Genomic DNA, 20,907 nt, shown 5'->3' on the forward strand with positions numbered 1-20,907 from the left:
TAATCTTATATGTAAATAGATTGTAACTATATAAATATTAGTGCGAATATTCTATTATATGTTTCTACAATTCTATTACTTAATATGAATGACTTACAGTGTAAAACGAAATACACATTACAACTTGATTCTATTATTTTCATTGTTAGCTAGTGTATCCCGAATTTAAAGCGCATGAACAATTATTGCTATTTTTTGGGTTCATAAACAGGTGTCTATGTTTGTTGTTACCATATAATAAAGTTACACTAAGCTGATGTCAGTACACGTAGAAACAATAAAAAAGAGCATATTTTAAAAGATTTATCCCGCATTAACGGGCAGTAAGACCCCAACCTCAAAATTCAGTGGAAGCAAAGAAGTTAGGTGGGGGATCAACTGCCTGTAAAAGCCCGATTGGTTCAACTAATAATCAGTGGGGGATGAACAAAACCCCCACTGATTAAAGTTTCACTTTATTAAAACATGCTCTTTTTTTATTAATTTGAATGAATCTTTCAGTAAAAAAGTGCATTGATTTGTATCCTTTATGTAATAGAAATACTCGTTTTAAAAATCTTGTTTTTGTGCTTTTTACTATTATTCTTAAAGATAATTTATTGAATGTTCTTATTGTACTCTAATTGATTTTGAATTCCTGATCTATCAATTTGAATCCAATACTCTGAAATTTTCCCATTTTCAATTCTATATACCGCACTTGCTATTTGAGTTATAGGGAGGCCTGTAGGTTCGTATCCATCTATTTCTCCTATGTGTGTACCTACTTGCTTCCAGCGTACATATACTTTACTATCTTGTACTAATAATTCTTGAATTTCTAAAGAAAAATTTCCATATACTTCTATCATCTCTCTTACATGCTCAGCATAATCTTTTGGCGATCTGTATACTGTTTGTTCCTCTTCAGATATAACTTGATGTGCCAATACTTTATCTGCCATATATCGATTTGAAAAGTCTGGATTATTCCCTGAACGCACTTCTTTGAAGAAATTTCTAACAATTAGTTCTGGTTTCATTAAACATCCCCCTTAAAAATAAATCCAATACTAATATCACCTGAATGTATTAGATAAGTGTTATATTACTCATTCTCACTCTTTCTCAATAAGCATGTCAAGTTTGTAGTGTTGGCATGAAAATTGTAAACTCGCTTATGCTTTGTATTCTTCCGTTCATTCTTGAAAATTTCTAACAACTCGTATTTACCATATTTTATATCCCATATTCCTAAGCTTCTTTATTCTAGAATGTTTTTACTACACTATTTATTTTTTCTTTTTCCCTTGCAGGAACAACTGTGATAACATTACCTTTATCATTTAAAGTCAGAGGGTGTAGAAATTACAGATAGCTATCGATATGCTACCTACTACGTACTGGATGAAATCAAACGTTTATGTGCAATCCAGCTAATAGGGAAATGATTCATGTGAAAAAGGAGATGCTATAGGTACTATAGCATCTCCTTTTTATGTACTGATTCATAAAGAAAGACAGCGATTCTTCCTCTACCTTTATTGTGCTATCTTTTTTGGATTAAGTCACCATGTAGTAGTAAATAAAAATGAGCTAAGTTTAAAAAACTAGTTGATATACATGGAATCAGGTACAGACATTAAAACATAAAAAAGGTCTCCTACTATTCCACTAGTAAAAATAATAAATCCCATATTACGTATTCCTTTAATTTTTGACCGTAATCCAATGATTCCAGCTAAAAGCCCAGTTAAAGAAAATAGAATCCAGTATAATTCTGTAGGAATATCAAGAAGTTTATTCTCAGAAATCCCCATTCCCCAAAAAATAAAAGGCAGTACGACAAAGGAAAGGCTAAGTAATCCTAGTATACTTACGAGTAAGTTACGATGTTTAATCCCATTAATAATTAAATACAATCCACCAAAAAATCCGCATAACACAAGATAAGGCATATAGTAGATCCAAAGTAAACTCAAAATGATCATATGTAATTCCCTCCAATTTTTCTGCATTCTCTATAATTTTAAGGGGTTATTTGACTGTCTGAATCCGTTGCTAATTGATTCATTTGATTTAGCGCTTCTTCTAAATCAAATGAATTAAACCAACGGTAATCCTGCTTGTCTAAAATACGATAATGCTGACTAATCAGATTTTGTTGTAAACGAAAGTTCCCTTTTTCTTGAATCTGTTTCCACCAGACTTTTCCTCCCAATGTTTTTTCTTTGAAATTGCTAGTGCTACTGTGGGCCATTGTTTCGATTACTACTAATGGATCATCCCCAAGAGCATTCTGTAAAACTTCACTATCTCTAAACAATGCACAAATAGCAATGGTGTTGGTCCAGCCTGCATTCGTTCTCCCTTTCTCAATTTGAACAAGCGTTTTTTTGGATATCCCGAGAATTTCAGCCATTTTATCTTGCGTATATCTTTTTTCAGTACGTATTAACTTTATTTTCGTTGAAATGAGTTCAATTGTATGATCTTTATTCACTTTCTCTCCTCCAAAAGTAACTAATGTTTTATTTAGTGTAATTTTACACTAAAATAATCCCATTTTCAACTCGATCCTCCCTAAATCTTGTAAGAAATAATCGGATAAGCCATAAAAGAGCATTCCACAGTTTTCTATGAGGTATTGAGGAATTATCGATTTCTAAGCTCGATGGAGATTTGGCAGGGGTCCATTTCATTTTAATTAAATAAAAAACCCGTGAATCATTCACGGGTTTTACTTTAATAACTAATTGCTATTGTTCCCTCACCTGCATGAACAGCAAATGAAATCGGTAATGGATATAGTTTGAAGTCCATTTCAGGGAATGCTTGTCTTATATCTGAAATCCATTCTTCAGCTCCATCTTTGTCATTAGCATGGAACATATGAAGTACTTTAGGCAATTCTTTTTCAAGCTCATTTTTAATATATTCTCGACATTTTTGGATTTTACGAACTTTCTTTTCAAGTAAAAGTTCGCCGCCTTTTACTTCTAATATTAAGTTGACACTTAATAAACTTCCAAGTAAAAATTGAACTCCCTTTACACGTCCACTTGCATACAAACCTTTTAAGCTCTTTGGAAATACATGAAAAGGTCTTCTTTTTTCATCTACTAATGTTTTGTGTATATCTTGTAAAGTCATACCATCATTGTATAACGATTTCGCTTTTCTAATTAGTTCATCCATTGGATAACTTGTCGTTTCACTGTCTAATACCGTTAATGGGAACCCTGCCATTTCTGCAGCTAATTTCATGTTTTGATAAGTTCCACTTACTTTTCCGCTAATAGCAACTGCAAATCCTTCTTCATATTCTTCTTTGCATTTCGTAAATAACTCTACCATTTCCCCAATGTTAGGTTGTGATGTAGTGACTGTCTTACCTTCGTTTAACGCATTATAAACACGTTCACGTACACCTTCTTCACAATCTTTGTACGACACACCATCAATAATAACTTCGATTGGGATAACAAAGTTATCTCCTTCTGTTTTAAAACTCGCAGTTGTACTATCAGTAATCCAAGCAACACGCTTCATGTTGTTCCTCCCTTAATTCAATTCCTCTTTTCTAATTTTTCTATATATTTATGTTATGAAAAGAGAATATCCCTGTAATAGTAACAGGACTTTATTGTTTTGGCTATAGTAGATAGATGATAAATGTGAATATTTCTTGTCTTTTTCACAAATTAAAAAGAAAATCAAGAAATTTGCTCGATTTTCTTTTTCTCATACATTATTTAAAAGTTTCGTTATCTAAAATCACAACATAATCATTCGTCAATCGCCCAGCTTCTTTCGTATAACTGACAAGCCTTTGTATGTTATCACAACAAATTTTTGCTCCCCATACGAGTAAGGGTACGCCGATAAAATCGATATGAAACCTCCTAGAAAACAGACCACCAAAAGTCATTGGTAAAGGCACTGTTGGTGATGTATTAGAAAAAATAATCTTTTCATGGCTTTCATAATGTTTTTGTAGAATCTCTCCTAAATGCTTCATCGCAGGTACAACGACTTTTGATGCGCCGCATCCAATCGTATATACAGGATTGCCATTTTCGTCTATTCCATGAAAAATAATTTTCCCCATATCTTCTGTTTTTAATTTATTGAAGTACTCTACATTTAATATTTCTTCTTTCGTTAACTTCCGATCAGTTGGTAATTTATTTAAATGATACGCTGCAGCTAGTGAAGTTGTATGTGTACCACCGAAGTCTGTGTAAATGAATATCATATTATCATCCCTTGTTGTAAATGTTCAATGTTATTTAGTATTACCGTTCATAGCATTGTTAAACAAGGGAAGAATGAAATTACGCTTTTTGTGTTAAATCATTATATTTTTTCCAAATATAATATCTTCTACTGATTACAGTACCTAATGTGATACATAAAAAGGCATTCGTTACAATCGTTAATGTTTGATGCGTACTGCCAGAAAACATACTCTGCTTAATCACAACTTTTGCACCTAAAATAACAAGTAGAATAATTGTACTTAACCAATTTCCCTTTCGTAATACATGACCTGTTTCACTATCTAATCGAAATGTTAATGCTTTTCCCCTAATAACCCCAAGACCCAATCCAATACCGAGCATTGCAACAAATAGTAGTACTTGTAATATATTTAATTGTCCCATATGAATAATGGACTGGATTGTTACGAAGCACAGCAAAGCCGGAATGATCCAAATACGATTAATATTCACTTTATATTCCTTACCTTGCATTAATATAATTATAAGAATAACAAGTAGAATATCCATTAAGAGTCCTCCTATATACTTGTTTGCCTTTGAAAATTATATTCGCCTCTTTTCATCCCATACTTGAAATACGATAGCTACTTTAAAGTGTATAATGTGGAATGTAATTTCCCATCAATCTTACTCATTAGTTATAAAAATAAAAAGACATACTTATTACTCGTACGTCTTTATTATTACATTCATAAACTCGTTTAACCTTTATCATTACTTAACATCTTTAGAACTAGTTTTATCTACTACTTGCATGTTAAATGTAGCAGCTAGCTTTAAAGTGATTTTATAAATAAAATAACCAACAATAGAACCTAGAACGTTACAGATCACATCATCAATATCAGTAATACGTGCCCATCCACTAAATAAAGACTCAATTAGTTGTAATAATTCAATACTAACTGATATGGTAAATCCTAATAAAATAGTATTTTTAATCTTTTTATATGTATCCCATATAATTGGTGCTAAAAAACCTAAAGGTATTAATAATAAAACGTTCCCACCAACATTTCTTACGATTAGACCGATCATAAATAGGACATCACCATCATAAGCACTTCCTATTTGACCAATATCCTTAAAAATTGATGCAAAGGGAATAATATTAACTGAACGACTAAGATTTTCAGCACTAGAAGGAAAACCAATTGGTAAAGGAAATAAAGTTACGGCAACAACCATACAAATGTATACTACGAATAGAAAACGAATTAATTCTTTCCACCAATTTACATGTTTTTTATTTTTCATCCCAATTAAAATACTTCGTACAATTAAATAGGAGATGACTCCAAAAACAATAAACATACTACCGTTTAATATATACAAATTTTTCCCGCCTCTTTAATATTACATATAAACATCGATATACAATCATAAAACAGTGTTAATCAATTACAGAAAGTCTTCATTTAATAATTAAAATGAAGACTTATACAGAGTACATTTCAAGGCAGATGCAATTATGAACTCTTTTAACTTTTTCAAAAATATTTTTCTAGTTCTTTCATTAATTTTTCAGGTCCTGCTCCTTTATTCGAAGGAATAACTAATGTAATTCCTAAGTCTGGATAAACAGCCGAGCGAAAACTAACACCTGGATCATAGCCCATTATATGATATTTAAAAATATTATTTTGTCTTGTTTCAATCCATATTCCATAGCCGTAAAACTGATTATTATTTACTTGAATGTGAGGAGTTAAAAGTAAATTAGTATATTCTTGGCTTAATATTTCATAGTTAAATAATGCTTCCCAGAACTTAAGCATGTCTGGTGCGGTAATATAAGCACCGCCATCAGAACCACCTTTTATCGGTATGGAATATGCATTTGTTCTCCATTTTTGGCTATTTACATCTTTTATATATCCAAGAGCGGTGTGCTTTGGTAATGTATCTAAAGAGAAATAGCCGGAATCATTCATGCCAATTGGATTCAATATTTTTTGCTCTATATATTCCGCAAACTCAAGTCCTGTTTGCTCTTCTATTATTAATCCAAGTAAGATAAAGCCTGCATTGTTGTAGTGAAACTTACTTCCTGGTGCAAACATCATATTATTGTTTTGAAATAATGGTAAAAAGTCTTTTAAACTTTTTAAAAGGTACATAGGTGTTTGCTTCCAAAGATCCTCAAAGTTATCCATTATACTTTCGTCAAAATAATCTGGAATACCAGAACTATGTGTTAAAAGTTGGTGTATTGTAATATCATCATTGAAGTTTGGAAATTTAATATGTAGACAATCTTTTAACTTTGTATGAAAAGTAATTACACCTTTTTCAACAAGTTGACAGATGCCGATTGCAGTGAATAATTTACATCCTGAAGCAATTCCGAATTTTGTTTGTAGTGTATTGTTTATACATTCACTTCTATTTGCGTAACCAAACGCCTCTTCATAGATTAAGTTTTTTTCTTTTTTCACTAAAACTACCCCAGAGAAATCTATATTCCGATACATCTCTTTTACAATTTTGTCTATTTCCCCTTTTGTTTTTATCACGACAACCACCCTTGTCTTTCCTTATTGTTCTTTCCCCTTATTATTTTTCCATATAAAGGGGAAAGAACCCTTTAATTGAATACGATAAATTATTAATAAGAACACAAAATTCATTTCGAATTTATTGATTCATCGGAACCCCACTTAAATTGTGATGGTAATAAAGTAAATACACACAATACGATAGTTATAAACAGCATTCCTAATGTTCCTACAATGACTACAAGTTGTATAGAAATGAATTGCGTTGCAACAGCGGACAATATTGTAATAAAAATTGTTACTACTGCAATAAAGAGCCCATATATACTCCCAATCCGTCCCATCATATGAACAGGAACGTTATTTTGGTAAAATGTATAATACCCTGTATTTGCATATGCCATAGAGAAAGATAAAATAAGAAATCCGGTAGCAGCTATTAAAAATCCACTTGAAAAAGCGTAGATTAAATATCCGAGTGCGATGAATAATGATCCTATCCCAATTAGAAATGAAGGTGCTAATCTTTTTGATAAAATTGTATTTGTTATGGCGCCTAAAATACAGCCCGCTCCACCAATACTTACTAAAAAGCCATACTCACTATCTGTTAACAATAAAATTTCTTTCGCAAATGATAATTCAAGTGAATCAGTTGCGGTAGTTAGTACCATCATTCCTTGGAATAAGAAGTACACACATACGACATACACATGTTTTTTACTAAAATTTATAACAGTGTTCCAATCTTTTTTTAATAGTGAAATAGATATTGTATTACTAGGTGAATGAGAATCTTCTTTTTTATCAAGATTAGGTAAAAGTAGTGTAATTAATCCTGATAAGAGAAATGCTATAGTATTCATATATATAGTAAACTCTGGTGTACTCACTATTAATAAAGCTCCCGCTACCGCCGGACCAATTAAAAATGCACCAGATGATATTAAGCTACGTAGTGAATTGAAACGTTGTCTTTGCTCTACTGGAATTAATTTCGTCATATACGTCATAGTAGTCGGCTCATAAATCGCGCTGGCCATACTTATAAAGAATACGAATACATACACAATCCAAAGTGATGGAAGTACAGGTAACATAGCAATACATATTGCACGATATATATCAAGGTGTATCATTAATTTTCGTTTATTTAAACGATCAATCATACTTCCTGACCAAGCGTTTGTAAATAAAGCGGCTAGTGGCTTAATTACATATAAAGTAGCAACAGCTAAGGCTGAGCCACCCATATTATAGACAAGTACATTCAGTGCTATTAAGTAAATCCATGCACCTAAATTCGCAATACCAACTCCGGACAGTAGTAATAAAGGATATTTCCAATCTTTAAGTATTTTTTTCACTTTAGGTCCCCGCTTTCCATATTGTTTTAAAACAATAAAAAAATCCCCCCCCCAAGACTTATAGTCTTAGGGACGAGATTTATCATCGCGGTGCCACCCTAGTTTATTAATATGTCGCCATATTAAACTTATCAGGTACTGCATTGTTTTCATGCTTATACCGTAGCTCTATAACGGGAGCTCCCGTCACACCATCCTCTTATAAAAGATTCCGATGTACTGCTCAGAGGCTTGGTTCAATAAAGAATTTTTGCTCCTTTTCAGCTTTATGGAGCTCTCTGTGAAAAATTCATTTTATTTACTCTTCTCTTCACTGCATTTGATTTTTTCTATATTATCACATATATATTTAACTGTAAATAATAAATAATTACATATTTCAAGTTATGCCAATGTTAACAGTCTTATTTATTATTTTTTCTAAAAATTACGGTGCGTGAAATTACTAGAATCTCTAAAAAAAGAGCCTCTTATATATAGGCCCTTCACAATGTCCAAATTAATTCGTATTTGCCTCTACTAACGGTTGTAGCGGTGGTTCTAATTCTAGTTTTAACGTATCACCTTCTTGTAAATCTTTCCCTTTTTCAATACTTTGATTTGTTACATAACCCGTCCCTGAAGTTTTTAAATCTAATTTCAAAAGCTTAGAGAAATACATAACATCACGCATGGACCAACCTTTTATATTTGGCATTTTTGCGTTATTTCCTAATAGAAATATACGATCTCCTTCACTAATTACCTCACCAGATTGTGGGTATTGTTTTATTATTTTTCCTTCTCCTAAAATAACCGGCTGTAGCTTCTCTTTTTCTGCACTTTTTTCTACTGTCCCCATGGATTGATTCACATAACTTTGTACTTTTAATTGAGATTGCTTCGTTGCATCGACAATTTGTTTTTCTGTATATGGTTTCACCTTTAAATATTCTAAACTATTTTTTATAACTGGTTTAAATATTTCAGCAAGAGGCTGAGCTCCATACTCGTCTCCCTTTAATTTTGGCTGCTTAATAGCTAAGTATACGATTAACTCTGGGTCATCAATTGGAGCCATTCCTAAAAATGAAAAAATATAATTTTCTTTCCCTTCCATATATCGTCCATTTTCAGGGTTCGGAATTTGGGCTGTTCCTGTCTTACCCCCAATTGGATAACCATCCACTTTATACATTGTACCAGTTCCTTTTGAAGACGTAATAACGCGCTCCATTAAGCTTCTTACCTTGTCCGCTGTTTCTTTTTTTATCGGATTCCCAATTTCTTTCGGTTGATTTTCCATAATAACTTGTTTGTTTGTTGGATTTACAACTTTATCAACGATATATGGTTGCATCATTTTCCCGTCATTTGCTATTGCCGTAGCGGCTTGTATTAATTGAATAGGAGTGACAGTGGAACCTTGCCCGAAAGAAGTTGTAACTTGTTGGATTTGTGTGTTTAATAATAATGTATTTTTACTTTCTCCGGGTAAATCTATTCCTGTTTTTTGATTGAAACCAAATTTATTCATATATTGCTTAAATTTATTCGGTTTTAATAACTGATCTTCTAAAATAGAAAAAGCTACATTTGACGATCTTTCAAAGCCTTCATCAAATGTAATTGAGCCCCATCCAAATCCACCATTATGATCCTTTATATCTGTTGAACCAACCGAATATTTTCCTGATTGAAAATATTCTTTCCCGTTATATACACCTTCATTAATAGCAGCAGCTAACGTAAACACTTTCATTGTTGAACCTGGTTCATATGCGTTTGCAATTGGATCATTTAAAAAGTATTCGATATCGCCTTTATTAGGATTATAGCTAGGCTTACTAGACATCGCTAAAACCTTACCAGTTTTTGGATCTGCAATAATTCCTATTAACATAGAAGGATCATAGTGTTGTTGTGCTTTGTTCATCGCTTCTTCTAAAAAACTATTAATTTGCTTATCAAGCGTAAGATATACGTTATTTCCATGTTTAGCAGGTTCTACTTTACCTATGTCATTTGTAAGTGGGATACCTCTTCGTGTTCCTACATATTCTATATTCCCGTTCGTAGAGCGCAAATATTTATCCAAACTTTTTTCAAGTCCAAATTTCCCTTCCGTATTTCCTTTATCATCTGGTCTAGCAAAACCAAGTATATAGGATGCAAAATCTTCATTTGGATACACTCTTGCTTTTTCAGGCATAAAAGATACACCCGGTATTTTTAATTTCCTAATTTTCTCCTTCGTTTCTCTAGATAAATTTCGACCAATTTTTCCAATTTCAACTTGTGTGCGTCCTTCATGAAAATTTTTTATTACTTCCTCTTTATCAATTTCAAGTACATCAGCTAATTGTTGTGCCGTTTCATCACTATTTTTCACTTTATCTTTTCCTTTTAAATTCACAACAACTCGATACGTTGCGGAATCTTGTACTAGTACCTTTCCAGTTTGGTCATAAATTGTGCCACGGTTTGCTTCTAATACTCCATTTTTATTATGTTGTTCATTCGCGAGATCTTTTACATCCACATTATGCACGACTCCTACTGCTTGTATATAGAATATACGCAAAAGCATAGTAAGAAACAAAACAATAAAAGCAATCATCATATATCGAGCACCTTTATTCGTTTGAAGTTTATGCATACTTATCTCCTTTCATTTGTAATTGATTTCTGCGAAGATGCACTTTAAAATATGTAGTTTTTGTTTTTATTTTCGATACTATATGTTTCGAAGTTTTCTGTTTAATTCCTTTAAAACAAAACCAACTATTATTATTTTGGGTTTAATTTTATTCATTTATATTACGGTATGTGAAATTAATGAATATTCAAATAAAAATACATTTTTTAAAGTTAGCTTTCCTTTATCGTGTAAAGAGAGACTAAAAACATTTATTTGCTATATAGATAAGTAATTTCTTCAAGTGTTTAACATGAATATTCTAATTGGAAAAATAAGGTTGTCTAATGATAGTATTATTACAATAGATTTTTAAACGCGTCGGGAGGTATTGTTTTGGAGAAGGAAGTAAAGAGCGAAGTAATTAAAATTATAGCCGTGACTGTTGTAGGTGTAGTCCTTATATTATCGATACCGTAACTTTTTAACTATTTTTCGTAACCTGGCTGTTATAATATATAATGTAAAGCTCTCCTAAATAAAAAAATTTGAGATTACCGATAATAATGTTATTATTACACCCCTTACTGTACTCATATTTCCTACATTATTTACTCTAACTACTTGTTGACAATCATCAGTTCTTTCTACATTTCATTTCCAATACCATTCTTTTATTCAATAAAAAAAGTTCCCCCTATGGATATCCAAGGTGGGAACTTTTTTAAACCAAACTTATAAATAGTAGATTTTAACCCTAAGCTATATGGTTATATTTTGCTAAAAAAGGAATTCGTTTTGCTACCAACGCATACATTTTGAAAACGATTTTTGCGATTGGTTCAAATATTCGTTTATTCTGCAACAACAAGCTGCTTGTTATAATTGTTATTACAGCGGCACCAATTACATCTAACGGGAAATGAACACCTACATACAAACGTGATATGCCAACTAATACCGCCCAAATAAGCGCTATATATTTAAGTTTTTCTCCTCTAATCATAAAGACGAACGCAATCGAAAATACAAGTACAGAATGATCGCTAACGAATGATGAATTTTCTGCATGTGGTACTAATTGATGCACATCATGTGATATAAACGGACGCGGATGGTAATATACCGCATGAATGAAAACATTTACTAATAATGCAATCATTACAGAAAGTGTCGTATATAACACTGTGTATTGTTTTCTTATCGCTTTCTCTTTTTTTCCATTATGAAACCATAAGATAAACATAAATAGAATCGCCACATATGCAGCGCTATTTGTAATAACAATCATTACCTTATCTAATAGTGTAGATGTACCGGCTAAATTGTTTATCCATTGAAATACTGTGTAATTCACGTTACTCTCTCCTTAACTTTTCTCATCGTTCTTAAAATAAAGATACGAGTTTACTTGATTTACACAGTATACAACATTTAGTCACATTTGGATTTTCACTTTATTTGTTTTTACTATTTTTCATTTTACAATTATGTAACTATTTACATGCGTTAAAAATATATAATGTTAAAAAACCTTTCTAAATAACAAAATTAAAAATCTATACATACATAAAATACATACCATATTGATATAAAAATATTAGTTGTTAAATCATATTTTTATTCCATACGTAGAGCGATATTACCAAATTGTTCGCCTTGTTCCATACGATTTAATGCCTGAACTGCTTCTTCTAACGAAAAACTTTTATCCATAATTGGTTTAATTTTATGTTTTTTTATAAACTGAATCATTTCATTAAATTCCTCACGGCTTCCCATAGATGTTCCCATAATATCGATTTGATTATAAAATAATGCACGTAATGGCAATTCAATTTTATCTCCTGAGCTTGCACCAAAATTAACAATTCTTCCATTTGGTTTTAATACATCAAAATATTTTAAGAACGTCGCAGGACCAATACTATCTATAATTAAATCTACTTTTTCTCCTTGCAAGCTCTCTTCCCAATTTCCAGAACTATTAAAAGAACAGTCTGCACCATATTTTTCAGCAATCACTCTTTTGTTCTTTGACCTTGAAGTAACACTTACTTTTGCACCAATTGCTTTCGCAAATAACATGGAAAAGGTTGCCACACCACCGCTTATTCCTGGAATTAAAACATGTTCACCGCACTTCAATCTCCCCTTTGTAAAAAGTGCTCTATATGCAGTTAATGCCGATAATGATAGAACACCGGATTCTTCCCAAGTAAGATATGACGGCTTTTCCACTACATTTTCAGCTGGTACAATTACATATTCAGCAAACGTTCCATCTTTCGGTCCACCTAACACTTCAGGTAACTCTGGCACATTAGCAATACTATCCCATCCAATACTAGGATTAATAATAACCTCGGTATGTAGTGAAATATTTGAAACCCCTTCTCCGATTTCTGTAACAATGCCCGATCCATCTGATCCTATTACTAATGGTATATCCATTTCTTTTCTATTATTTATTATAAATAAGTCTCTATGATTTAACCCTGTAGCTTTTAACTTTACTTTTACTTCACCAGCATTAGGAGTTAATTCAGATAAAATTTTATATTCTAACCCCTCTAAGCCTTTTTTATATTGATGTATAATTGCTTTCATTGTTTCATTCCCCCTTAATATTTTTAATGTACTAGAAACATCGAAATAAATAAAACAATCTGTCTCCAATAAATAGAAAGAAAGTATATTTTTATGACAAAACAGAAAATCCTTCCTTTTAAAAAGCAAAAGAAGGATTTATCAGTACTATTGTCAAAACTATTTAGATAAAAAACTGTAAATTTAACTTTAATTAATTCTAGCCAATTCTATTATATTTCGAATAAATGGCGCTTTTGCATTTGTATACGACACACGATCAAAAGGATATGTAGCTGCAAGCCCCTCTTTTAGTTCTCTATATTCTTTACGTGCCCATTCATGTTTTTTTAGAAAGTCTCGAAACAAAAGATTATTTCTCCATTCCTCGCTATTATAAATATAAACATGCAAATGATGAGTACCCGCTCTCCATTTCCCCTTTCTGAAAAACCGCCAACTTGGTGTTTCTTTTGGGACATACTCATATCCAATTTCCGAAAGGATATGAGTCCACTTTTCGGTAATTTGTAAATCCGTTACGCCAATCATCATATCAATAAGAGGTTTAGCGCCTAACCCTTCTACGGCAGTGCTTCCTATATGTTCAATAGCAACGATTTCTTCCCCTAATAAAGAATTAAATTTGTATCTTTCCTTTAAGTATTCTTCATGCCAGTCTTTTTGATAGGATTTTATAATAATTTTTTGATCCATTTTATTTGCCTCCTAAAAAGCTTTTATCATTATATTTATAAAATTTCATGTTATTAATATAGGATTTTCACAAAATATGTCGAATATTAAAACATACAACTTTATTATAATAAATGCGAGGTACATTATGAAAGATATTCCAGTTGAAATTCAGTTGAATCAAGTAACATTACAATTAAAAGAACATCATAATTTTGATTGGCTTTTGAAATTAGGAACTGTATTTGCCGTTTTTGACCAACAAGATTCGGGTAATATATGTTTTGGTGTAGAAAAGGATGGTCATAAGAAATTTATTAAATATGCAGGAGCACAAACAATTGCATATAATGGAACTCCAGAGGCCGCTATTGAAACATTAATAAAATCGGTTTCCCTTTACGATGAATTAAAACATGAATCACTAATAACTTTAATTGAACACTTTCCAGTACATAATGGATATGTTTTAATATTTGATTGGTTTGATGGGGAATCGCTTCACCCACATTGGAGTTTCCCACCTCCTGAGAAATATAAAAATCCAAACTCTCCATTTTATAAATTTAGACATTTAACTGTTGTGGAACGAATTTATTCATTGAATGCGATTTTTTCTTTCCATGCTCATGTAGAACAGAAAAACTATGTAGCTATAGATTTTTATGACGGTAGTATTTTACATAATTTTAGTACAAATGAGACGAAGATTTGTGATATTGATTTATACTCTAAAAAACCATACATAAATAAAATGGGAAGACTATGGGGTTCCTCTCGTTTTATGTCTCCTGAAGAATTTGAGCTAAACGCTATAATTGATGAAAAAACAAATGTATTTAATATGGGCGCGGTAGCTTTCGCACTTTTAGGTGGTGAAAAAGATCGTTCCTTTATAAAATGGGATGCAAGTAAAGAATTATATGAGGTTGCCTCTCGTGCTGTGAATGAAAACCGTGCAGAACGGTATACATCAGTAAAAGAATTTTATGAAGCATGGTTAAAAGTATCTAGTGCTAAAATGATATAAGCTTATATTTTTAAAACAAATATAGAGTTTATACTTTTATCATGTATAATACATATGAAATGGAAATTCAGAATGACGAGGCTAATATTATGGACTTTGTTTATATTAATCAAAATGTATTAAATAATCTTCTTTACATTTTAAGTAGTATATTTATTTTTTATTTTATATATGATAACAGGCGCTATTTGAAGAAATATAAAAGACTGCTTATTATTCTTTGTACGAGTATCCCACTTATTTTATGTATGAGATACCCTATCTATATGGATGAAAGTTGTATTCATGATTTAAGACAAATCCCAGTAATAATAGGTACACTTTATGGTGGATTCCCTGTCGGCATTATATTGTTTACTATTTTATTAATTACAAGAGTTTTATTTTATGGATTTAACATGTTAACAGTTATTGTTTATGGCACAATGTTCATCATAACAGCATTCGCATCTACAAAATTTAATACATACAATAGAAAGGTTAAAGTAGCTTTTGCTATGTTTTTAACTTTTTTCCTAGCAATATTTACAACTGTGATTGTACTAACATTATCAGAATTTGAAGTAAATAATTTATATATTATTTATTTCATATTATTACCGACTACTTTAATGTTATTTATTGTTTATTTTAATGAAGTTTTAAAAGATGCAGTATTTATGCGCTCAAAATTAATTAAAATGGAAAAGATGGAGATCGTTAGTCAACTTGCTGCTAGTATATCGCACGAAGTAAGAAATCCCTTAACTGTCGTAAAGGGATTTACACAACTTTTAAAAACACCAAATTTATCTCCTGAATCAAGGGACGAATACATTGAACATATACTTGAAGAATTAAATCGTGCGCAAGAGATTATTGATGACTATTTAACGTTTGCTAAACCAGCACCAGAAAAACTAGATCATATTTCAATAGACCAAGAGTTAAATCGAGCTATTAATATGATATTGCCATTATGTAATATGAATACGATACATATTACAAAAGATTTCTCAAAGGCAACTATTGTTGGTAATAAACAGCACTTTCAACAATGTTTTTTAAACTTAATAAAAAATAGTATTGAAGCAATGCCTAATGGTGGTACCTTAAATATATCCTCCACTATAAGCAATAATAAAGTTATAATACGAATTGAAGATAGCGGAATTGGAATGTCACAAGAGCAAATTAACAGGTTTGGCGAACCTTATTTTAGTACAAAATCAAAAGGTACTGGTTTAGGTACGATGGTTGCTGTTAAAATTATTGAAACGATGCATGGTAATTTAAAAATCCAAAGTACCGTTAGTAAAGGAACGGCTTTAACGATTACATTCCCAAAAGATAAAAATATATAACAAAGAAAAAAGGAGCATAATAGCTCCTTTTTTCTTTGTCTCGATACATAAGTATCTTCTATGTTTTTTAAGTTTACATTTGTGAAGACTAATTAAAAATTAGTATCCTCCACCCCAACAGCTGCATCCTACAATTATTAATAAAATGAATAACACAACTAATAAAGCGAAACCTCCACCAAAACCACAAGAACCACCGTAACTCATATTTTTTCCTCCTTTTGGTTTGAAAACTAATAGGTAGTTGATCGTTTTAACTGGTTCGTATTATACATTATGTATATATCCCTTTTTTGAGCATGTCTACTTAAAAATAAGTAAAAGCACTCGATTACGAGTGCTTTAAAATGGATACCAAAAGTTTTGAAATACATTTAATTTTAAATATACTGCAACCATTAAAATAAAAACACCTGTAAATAAAGCAATGAAATCACCACTTTCCGCTTTACTTGTATAGAACCACGTACGTTTATCCTTCTTTCCAAACCCTCTTAAATCCATTGCATTTGAAACGGTATCGATTCTTTCTAGAGAATGAATGATTAGCGGCCAGAAAATTAAAATACGGTTTTTCATACGAATCCATAAGCTCGCTTCCCCTTTTTCAAAAGCTACTCCTCTCGCTTCTTGCGCATGTTTAATAATTTTATATTCGGACTGAATATCAGGTATATAACGTAGTGCAATATTTATTGCATATGTAATCTTATAATGAATACCAAGTTTACTTAAGCCACTTACAAATTCACTTGGATCTGTCGTGTAAATAAAGATAAGTGTAAATGGTAACAACGTAAAATATTTTAATGAAAGTGTAACTGCATAAAATAATGTTTCATATGTAATTGTTGCATAACCAATATGTAAAAACGAAGTATACGATCCAGTTAATTCAGATCCATGAGTCGGTGTAATTAATAAAATCATAACAGTGTTTAATAAACTAAATGTAAATATAACAGTAAAAATAAGTAAAATTTTACGAAGTGGAATTTTAGCAAGTAAGAGTCCGATACATCCAAACATAAATAAAATTAGTAATATGCGAAAATCAAAAAACATAAAAGTAAGCGTCATACAAAATATAAACAAAACTAATTTCACAGCCCCATCCATACGACGAAAATATGTATTATGCATTTTCCTCCCTCCTACTAACATTGCAATAAAGTTCCATAAACTTTTCTGGACATGAAATTTCACTAAATGTAACAAGCTCGAATAAAGAACTCTCTCTTAGATTGGCTCTTTGTAACGTTTCTTTATGTCCTAATACAGTAGTTGCAGTATTATCCGCAATGATTTCTCCCTCATGTAGAACTACCGCTCGGTCTGCATATTCTAATGCTAGATTCATATCGTGTGTTATAAAAATAAAGGATATTCCCTTTTTAGCCAGGTTTCTAATAAATGACATAAACTGTTTATAATGATAATAATCTTGTCCAGCCGTCGGTTCATCTAATATGATAAGTTTAGGATTTGTTGTTAATACAGATGCGATAGTTAATCTCTTTTTCTGCCCATAGCTTAATGCCTGAATTGGCCAATTACGAAATGGATATAAACCACAGATTTTTAATGATTCTTCAGCTCTATAGTTAACTTCTTCCTTAGGAAACTTTTTTAATTTTAATGTGAATGAAACCTCTTCTAAAACAGTAGGTTGTGTAATCATATGATTTGGATTTTGCATCACATAAGAGATCATCTCCCCACGCTTACGAATAGACCAAGAACTAATATTTTCTCCATCTAATAAAATCCCTGCATTACTTGTTTTATTTATACCAATAAGACTGTGAGCTAATGTTGATTTTCCAGCTCCATTGTGTCCTAAAAGAGCGATAAGTTCTCCTTTACTTATCGAAAAGTTTATATTTTCCAATACTCTTTGTCTATTAGGATAGGAAAATGATAAATTCTCTACTCTTAATAATTCTTTATTTTTAGTAGCATCTTTTAAAAAAACTTGCTTCTGCATCCATTCTTTTAAAACGCCACTAATTTTTTCCTTTTGAATTTTTTCCAGTGGATATATTACGGCATTATTACTATCAAAATGTAATCTCTTTAATGCTTCAATATAAATCGGCTCCCTTAAGCCAATACGAGGCAATATATTTGATGCTAATATTTCTTCCGGAGTCCCTACCGTAATGACTTTACCTTCATCAATTAAAATCATTTTATCTAAATCCAATTTTAATATTTCTTCTATTCGATGTTCAATAATTACAATTGTTTTATTAGTTTGTGCATGTATATCTTTCATAAGTTCTATCGTATGTATGGCGCTTAGCGGATCTAAGTTTGCTAAAGGTTCATCGAACAATAATATATCCGCATTTGTTGTTAAGAGACCTGCAAGAGAAACCGTTTGTTTTTGTCCTCCTGATAATTCATGCGGACTTTGTTTACGAAAAGTATGCATCTTTACCTTTGTTAATGAGTCTGCAACACTCTTTTTCATATCATCTTGATTTACACATTCATTTTCTAAATAAAAAGCGACATCTTCTTCTACTGTAAGGCCAATAAACTGAGCATCTTGATCTTGTAATATTGTTCCTACATGCTTACTCTGTTCAAAAATACTGCCTTTCCTCGGGTCTTTACCAGCAATTAATACGTTACCAGTACTAATCCCTTCATACGAAAATGGGATTAGCCCATTAATACAATGAGCTAATGTCGACTTCCCAGAACCGCTTCGTCCAGCAATTAGTACTTTTTCTCCAGGGTTGATATGAAATGTAATATCTTTCAAAGTAGGCTGCGCAGCATGCTTATATTGAAAGCTGAATTCTTCAAACGAAATAATTGGTTGCATGTTAACATCCCTACTTTTCAATTTTTAAATGTGTATGTTTTTTATTCGATTTTGCTAGGCCAATTGTAATCGGTAATCCAAGAACTAAGAAAACAATAACATCAGCAATGGTTGCCCCTAATACTTGTATAACAATTTTGTCAAACGGTTCTCCCATCACGATAATATCGAATACCCCAGCAAATATAATAGCAATGACAATACCTACTAAACCAGTAATTGCTAAATAAGAAATATCTCCCTTACTAAACGACCCATTTTTCACATTAAACCCACTTCTTTTTTGAATGAGCCCCATCGCAAAACCAATAATTCCTGAGCTCAGAACCCAGCCCCACCAAATCCCCCCACCAGAGATCGTATCTGTTACGGTATGACCGATAAGTCCTATTAACAGTCCTGCTACTGGACCAAATAACGCTCCAAAAATGGTTAATATAGCTAATCCAGGTTTAATAAATGTATTTGGTGCAATAGTAAATCCCCAAAGTCCTAATATCCCATATAAAGCTGCTCCGATTCCGATTGCTACTACTAACTTTGTTGATAATTTGTTCATTTCAATTCTCCTCTCAAATTAGTCAGCTTTCATTACTCTATATTTATTTTAATAATGAATTATGCATCGAAACTCCCTTTCTATACAACAAAAAATGACCTCTTACATAAGAGGTCATTTTCTTTCACGTGCAAGAATCCTCTTATCTTTCAAAAAACACATCGTGTCCTCTGCGGAATTAGCACCTTCCTATGAATGCACATAGGGGTTGCTGAGGTTTCTTAGGGCCGTTCCCTCCACCTCTCTGGATAAGTATTAATTTGTAATTCGTATTATGGCACTAAGAAAGATAAATTTCAACACTTTTCTAATTATTTTTATTTTTTATTAAATAGTGTTTTTAAATCATTGTATTCTTATCGGAATTATGAAATAATGGATTCGAAATTGTTACAAGGGGGAATGTATGATGAAAGTAATTGGTTTAATTGGTGGGTTAAGCTGGGAATCTACATCACTATACTATAAACATATTAATACGCTAACACTCTCTCAATACGATCAAAATGCGAAGCTCGTTTTATATAGTATGGATTTTGGAGAAGTAACTACTTTATTACAAAACCATCAATATGAAGAAGTAAAAAACGAATTAGTCACAGTTGCTAAAAAGGTTGAAAAGTCCGGGGCGGAATGTTTATTAATGTGTTCAAATACAGTCCATTTATTTGCTGAGGAAGTAGAACAAGCAATATCAATTCCACTTCTTCATATCGGTGATGTAAGTGCTAAAGAAATGGTAGAACAGAATATAAAACGTATCGGACTATTAGGAACGAAACAAACGATGGAACAAGATTTTTATACATCACGACTAGCAAAATATAACATTGAGACAATTATCCCAAATGACGAAGAAAGAACTTTTATCCATCACGTCATATTAAACGAATTAAGTAGAGGCATTATTTCAGAAACTTCAAGAGAGAAACTAATACAAATTACCAATTCATTAATTCAAAACGGTGCGGAAGGTATATTACTAGGCTGTACTGAAATACCATTACTTATTTCCCAAAATGACCTTACTGTTCCTGTTTTTGATACTGCTTTTTTACATGCAAATACTGCTGTACAATTTGCTGGATAATAATATACAAGCATAAA

20 protein-coding genes, 1 riboswitch and 1 other annotated feature are annotated in these 20,907 nt (G+C 31.6%); of the genes, 3 read left to right on the plus strand and 17 right to left on the minus strand.

The window, feature by feature from the left end:
- Window positions 1-596: 596 nt before the first annotated feature.
- The 13 genes from G9F74_RS12425 to G9F74_RS12485 all read right to left on the minus strand — a co-directional run bounded on the left by G9F74_RS12425 (window position 597) and on the right by G9F74_RS12485 (window position 14,053).
- Window positions 597-1,022 (minus strand): ester cyclase, encoded by a 426-nt coding sequence (locus G9F74_RS12425; RefSeq protein WP_000801762.1) that lies wholly within the window; start codon window positions 1,020-1,022, stop codon window positions 597-599.
- Between the two features lie 567 nt (window positions 1,023-1,589).
- Window positions 1,590-1,970, minus strand: a complete 381-nt coding sequence (locus G9F74_RS12430) for a hypothetical protein (protein ID WP_000584988.1) — start codon at window positions 1,968-1,970, stop codon at window positions 1,590-1,592.
- A 38-nt stretch (window positions 1,971-2,008) separates the two neighbouring features.
- Window positions 2,009-2,482, minus strand: coding sequence for a helix-turn-helix transcriptional regulator (locus G9F74_RS12435; protein WP_001030625.1), 474 nt, complete (start codon window positions 2,480-2,482; stop codon window positions 2,009-2,011).
- Window positions 2,483-2,724: 242 nt separating this feature from the next.
- Window positions 2,725-3,531, minus strand: coding sequence for a DegV family protein (locus G9F74_RS12440; protein ID WP_016108528.1), 807 nt, complete (start codon window positions 3,529-3,531; stop codon window positions 2,725-2,727).
- Between the two features lie 199 nt (window positions 3,532-3,730).
- Window positions 3,731-4,237 (minus strand): DUF3189 family protein, encoded by a 507-nt coding sequence (locus G9F74_RS12445; RefSeq protein WP_016108527.1) that lies wholly within the window; start codon window positions 4,235-4,237, stop codon window positions 3,731-3,733.
- Window positions 4,238-4,316: 79 nt separating this feature from the next.
- Entirely contained in the window at window positions 4,317-4,772 is a 456-nt protein-coding gene (locus G9F74_RS12450) for a CcdC protein domain-containing protein (RefSeq protein ID WP_016108526.1), read from the minus strand.
- 207 nt (window positions 4,773-4,979) lie between these two features.
- Entirely contained in the window at window positions 4,980-5,600 is a 621-nt protein-coding gene (locus G9F74_RS12455; protein WP_000275660.1) for a VanZ family protein, read from the minus strand.
- Between the two features lie 155 nt (window positions 5,601-5,755).
- The gene (locus tag G9F74_RS12460) at window positions 5,756-6,781 is read right to left on the minus strand and encodes a serine hydrolase domain-containing protein (RefSeq protein ID WP_000598073.1); all 1,026 of its coding nucleotides are present in this window, start codon (window positions 6,779-6,781) and stop codon (window positions 5,756-5,758) included.
- Window positions 6,782-6,891: 110 nt separating this feature from the next.
- Window positions 6,892-8,130 (minus strand): MFS transporter, encoded by a 1,239-nt coding sequence (locus G9F74_RS12465; protein WP_016108525.1) that lies wholly within the window; start codon window positions 8,128-8,130, stop codon window positions 6,892-6,894.
- A 65-nt stretch (window positions 8,131-8,195) separates the two neighbouring features.
- Window positions 8,196-8,453: a binding site (T-box leader), on the minus strand.
- A gap of 176 nt (window positions 8,454-8,629) precedes the next feature.
- Window positions 8,630-10,768 carry a penicillin-binding protein gene (locus G9F74_RS12470; protein ID WP_016108524.1) on the minus strand — a complete coding sequence of 713 codons (2,139 nt, stop codon included), beginning with the start codon at window positions 10,766-10,768 and terminating at the stop codon, window positions 8,630-8,632.
- 736 nt (window positions 10,769-11,504) lie between these two features.
- A complete protein-coding gene (locus G9F74_RS12475; RefSeq protein WP_001110145.1) occupies window positions 11,505-12,104 on the minus strand; it encodes an undecaprenyl-diphosphatase in 600 nt (199 codons plus the stop codon).
- 263 nt (window positions 12,105-12,367) lie between these two features.
- Entirely contained in the window at window positions 12,368-13,357 is a 990-nt protein-coding gene (locus G9F74_RS12480) for a zinc-binding dehydrogenase (RefSeq protein ID WP_016108523.1), read from the minus strand.
- Window positions 13,358-13,546: 189 nt separating this feature from the next.
- Window positions 13,547-14,053, minus strand: coding sequence for a GrpB family protein (locus tag G9F74_RS12485; protein ID WP_000372152.1), 507 nt, complete (start codon window positions 14,051-14,053; stop codon window positions 13,547-13,549).
- A gap of 127 nt (window positions 14,054-14,180) precedes the next feature.
- On the opposite strand from G9F74_RS12485, the gene G9F74_RS12490 reads away from it, so the two are divergent.
- On the plus strand, window positions 14,181-15,062 hold the full coding sequence (locus G9F74_RS12490; RefSeq protein WP_016108522.1) for a serine/threonine-protein kinase: 882 nt from the start codon (window positions 14,181-14,183) through the stop codon (window positions 15,060-15,062).
- Window positions 15,063-15,103: 41 nt separating this feature from the next.
- On the plus strand, window positions 15,104-16,405 hold the full coding sequence (locus G9F74_RS12495; RefSeq protein ID WP_016108521.1) for a sensor histidine kinase: 1,302 nt from the start codon (window positions 15,104-15,106) through the stop codon (window positions 16,403-16,405).
- A 99-nt stretch (window positions 16,406-16,504) separates the two neighbouring features.
- Here G9F74_RS12495 and G9F74_RS12500 read toward each other — a convergent pair whose 3' ends face one another.
- From G9F74_RS12500 to G9F74_RS12515, 4 genes are all read right to left on the minus strand, one after another.
- Window positions 16,505-16,612, minus strand: a complete 108-nt coding sequence (locus G9F74_RS12500; RefSeq protein WP_000120182.1) for a YjcZ family sporulation protein — start codon at window positions 16,610-16,612, stop codon at window positions 16,505-16,507.
- A 135-nt stretch (window positions 16,613-16,747) separates the two neighbouring features.
- Window positions 16,748-17,548 carry an energy-coupling factor transporter transmembrane component T family protein gene (locus G9F74_RS12505; protein ID WP_000552028.1) on the minus strand — a complete coding sequence of 267 codons (801 nt, stop codon included), beginning with the start codon at window positions 17,546-17,548 and terminating at the stop codon, window positions 16,748-16,750.
- Window positions 17,541-19,241 carry an ABC transporter ATP-binding protein gene (locus G9F74_RS12510; protein WP_016108520.1) on the minus strand — a complete coding sequence of 567 codons (1,701 nt, stop codon included), beginning with the start codon at window positions 19,239-19,241 and terminating at the stop codon, window positions 17,541-17,543. The genes G9F74_RS12505 and G9F74_RS12510 overlap by 8 nt, the downstream gene beginning before the upstream one ends.
- A gap of 10 nt (window positions 19,242-19,251) precedes the next feature.
- Window positions 19,252-19,800 carry an ECF-type riboflavin transporter substrate-binding protein gene (locus G9F74_RS12515; protein ID WP_016108519.1) on the minus strand — a complete coding sequence of 183 codons (549 nt, stop codon included), beginning with the start codon at window positions 19,798-19,800 and terminating at the stop codon, window positions 19,252-19,254.
- Between the two features lie 139 nt (window positions 19,801-19,939).
- A riboswitch (SAM riboswitch) is annotated at window positions 19,940-20,055 on the minus strand.
- A 151-nt stretch (window positions 20,056-20,206) separates the two neighbouring features.
- Between G9F74_RS12515 and G9F74_RS12520 the strand changes: the two genes are divergently transcribed.
- Window positions 20,207-20,890 carry an aspartate/glutamate racemase family protein gene (locus G9F74_RS12520; RefSeq protein ID WP_000978599.1) on the plus strand — a complete coding sequence of 228 codons (684 nt, stop codon included), beginning with the start codon at window positions 20,207-20,209 and terminating at the stop codon, window positions 20,888-20,890.
- Window positions 20,891-20,907: the final 17 nt, after the last annotated feature.

The sequence above is a fragment of the Bacillus sp. EKM202B genome (genome assembly GCF_011066025.1).
Taxonomy (GTDB): Bacteria; Bacillota; Bacilli; order Bacillales; family Bacillaceae_G; genus Bacillus_A; species Bacillus_A toyonensis.

Excerpts from the sequence above, each read along its gene's own strand:
- G9F74_RS12495 (WP_016108521.1), top strand. The coding sequence starts at position 15,104 with ATGTATAATACATATGAAATGGAAATTCAGAATGACGAGGCTAATATT.
- G9F74_RS12500 (WP_000120182.1), bottom strand. The coding sequence starts at position 16,612 with ATGAGTTACGGTGGTTCTTGTGGTTTTGGTGGAGGTTTCGCTTTATTA.
- G9F74_RS12440 (WP_016108528.1), bottom strand. The coding sequence starts at position 3,531 with ATGAAGCGTGTTGCTTGGATTACTGATAGTACAACTGCGAGTTTTAAA.
- G9F74_RS12430 (WP_000584988.1), bottom strand. The coding sequence starts at position 1,970 with ATGATCATTTTGAGTTTACTTTGGATCTACTATATGCCTTATCTTGTG.
- G9F74_RS12480 (WP_016108523.1), bottom strand. The coding sequence starts at position 13,357 with ATGAAAGCAATTATACATCAATATAAAAAAGGCTTAGAGGGGTTAGAA.
- G9F74_RS12490 (WP_016108522.1), top strand. The coding sequence starts at position 14,181 with ATGAAAGATATTCCAGTTGAAATTCAGTTGAATCAAGTAACATTACAA.
- G9F74_RS12515 (WP_016108519.1), bottom strand. The coding sequence starts at position 19,800 with ATGAACAAATTATCAACAAAGTTAGTAGTAGCAATCGGAATCGGAGCA.
- G9F74_RS12450 (WP_016108526.1), bottom strand. The coding sequence starts at position 4,772 with ATGGATATTCTACTTGTTATTCTTATAATTATATTAATGCAAGGTAAG.
- G9F74_RS12425 (WP_000801762.1), bottom strand. The coding sequence starts at position 1,022 with ATGAAACCAGAACTAATTGTTAGAAATTTCTTCAAAGAAGTGCGTTCA.
- G9F74_RS12505 (WP_000552028.1), bottom strand. The coding sequence starts at position 17,548 with ATGCATAATACATATTTTCGTCGTATGGATGGGGCTGTGAAATTAGTT.
- G9F74_RS12510 (WP_016108520.1), bottom strand. The coding sequence starts at position 19,241 with ATGCAACCAATTATTTCGTTTGAAGAATTCAGCTTTCAATATAAGCAT.
- G9F74_RS12520 (WP_000978599.1), top strand. The coding sequence starts at position 20,207 with ATGATGAAAGTAATTGGTTTAATTGGTGGGTTAAGCTGGGAATCTACA.
- G9F74_RS12485 (WP_000372152.1), bottom strand. The coding sequence starts at position 14,053 with ATGGATCAAAAAATTATTATAAAATCCTATCAAAAAGACTGGCATGAA.
- G9F74_RS12470 (WP_016108524.1), bottom strand. The coding sequence starts at position 10,768 with ATGCATAAACTTCAAACGAATAAAGGTGCTCGATATATGATGATTGCT.
- G9F74_RS12445 (WP_016108527.1), bottom strand. The coding sequence starts at position 4,237 with ATGATATTCATTTACACAGACTTCGGTGGTACACATACAACTTCACTA.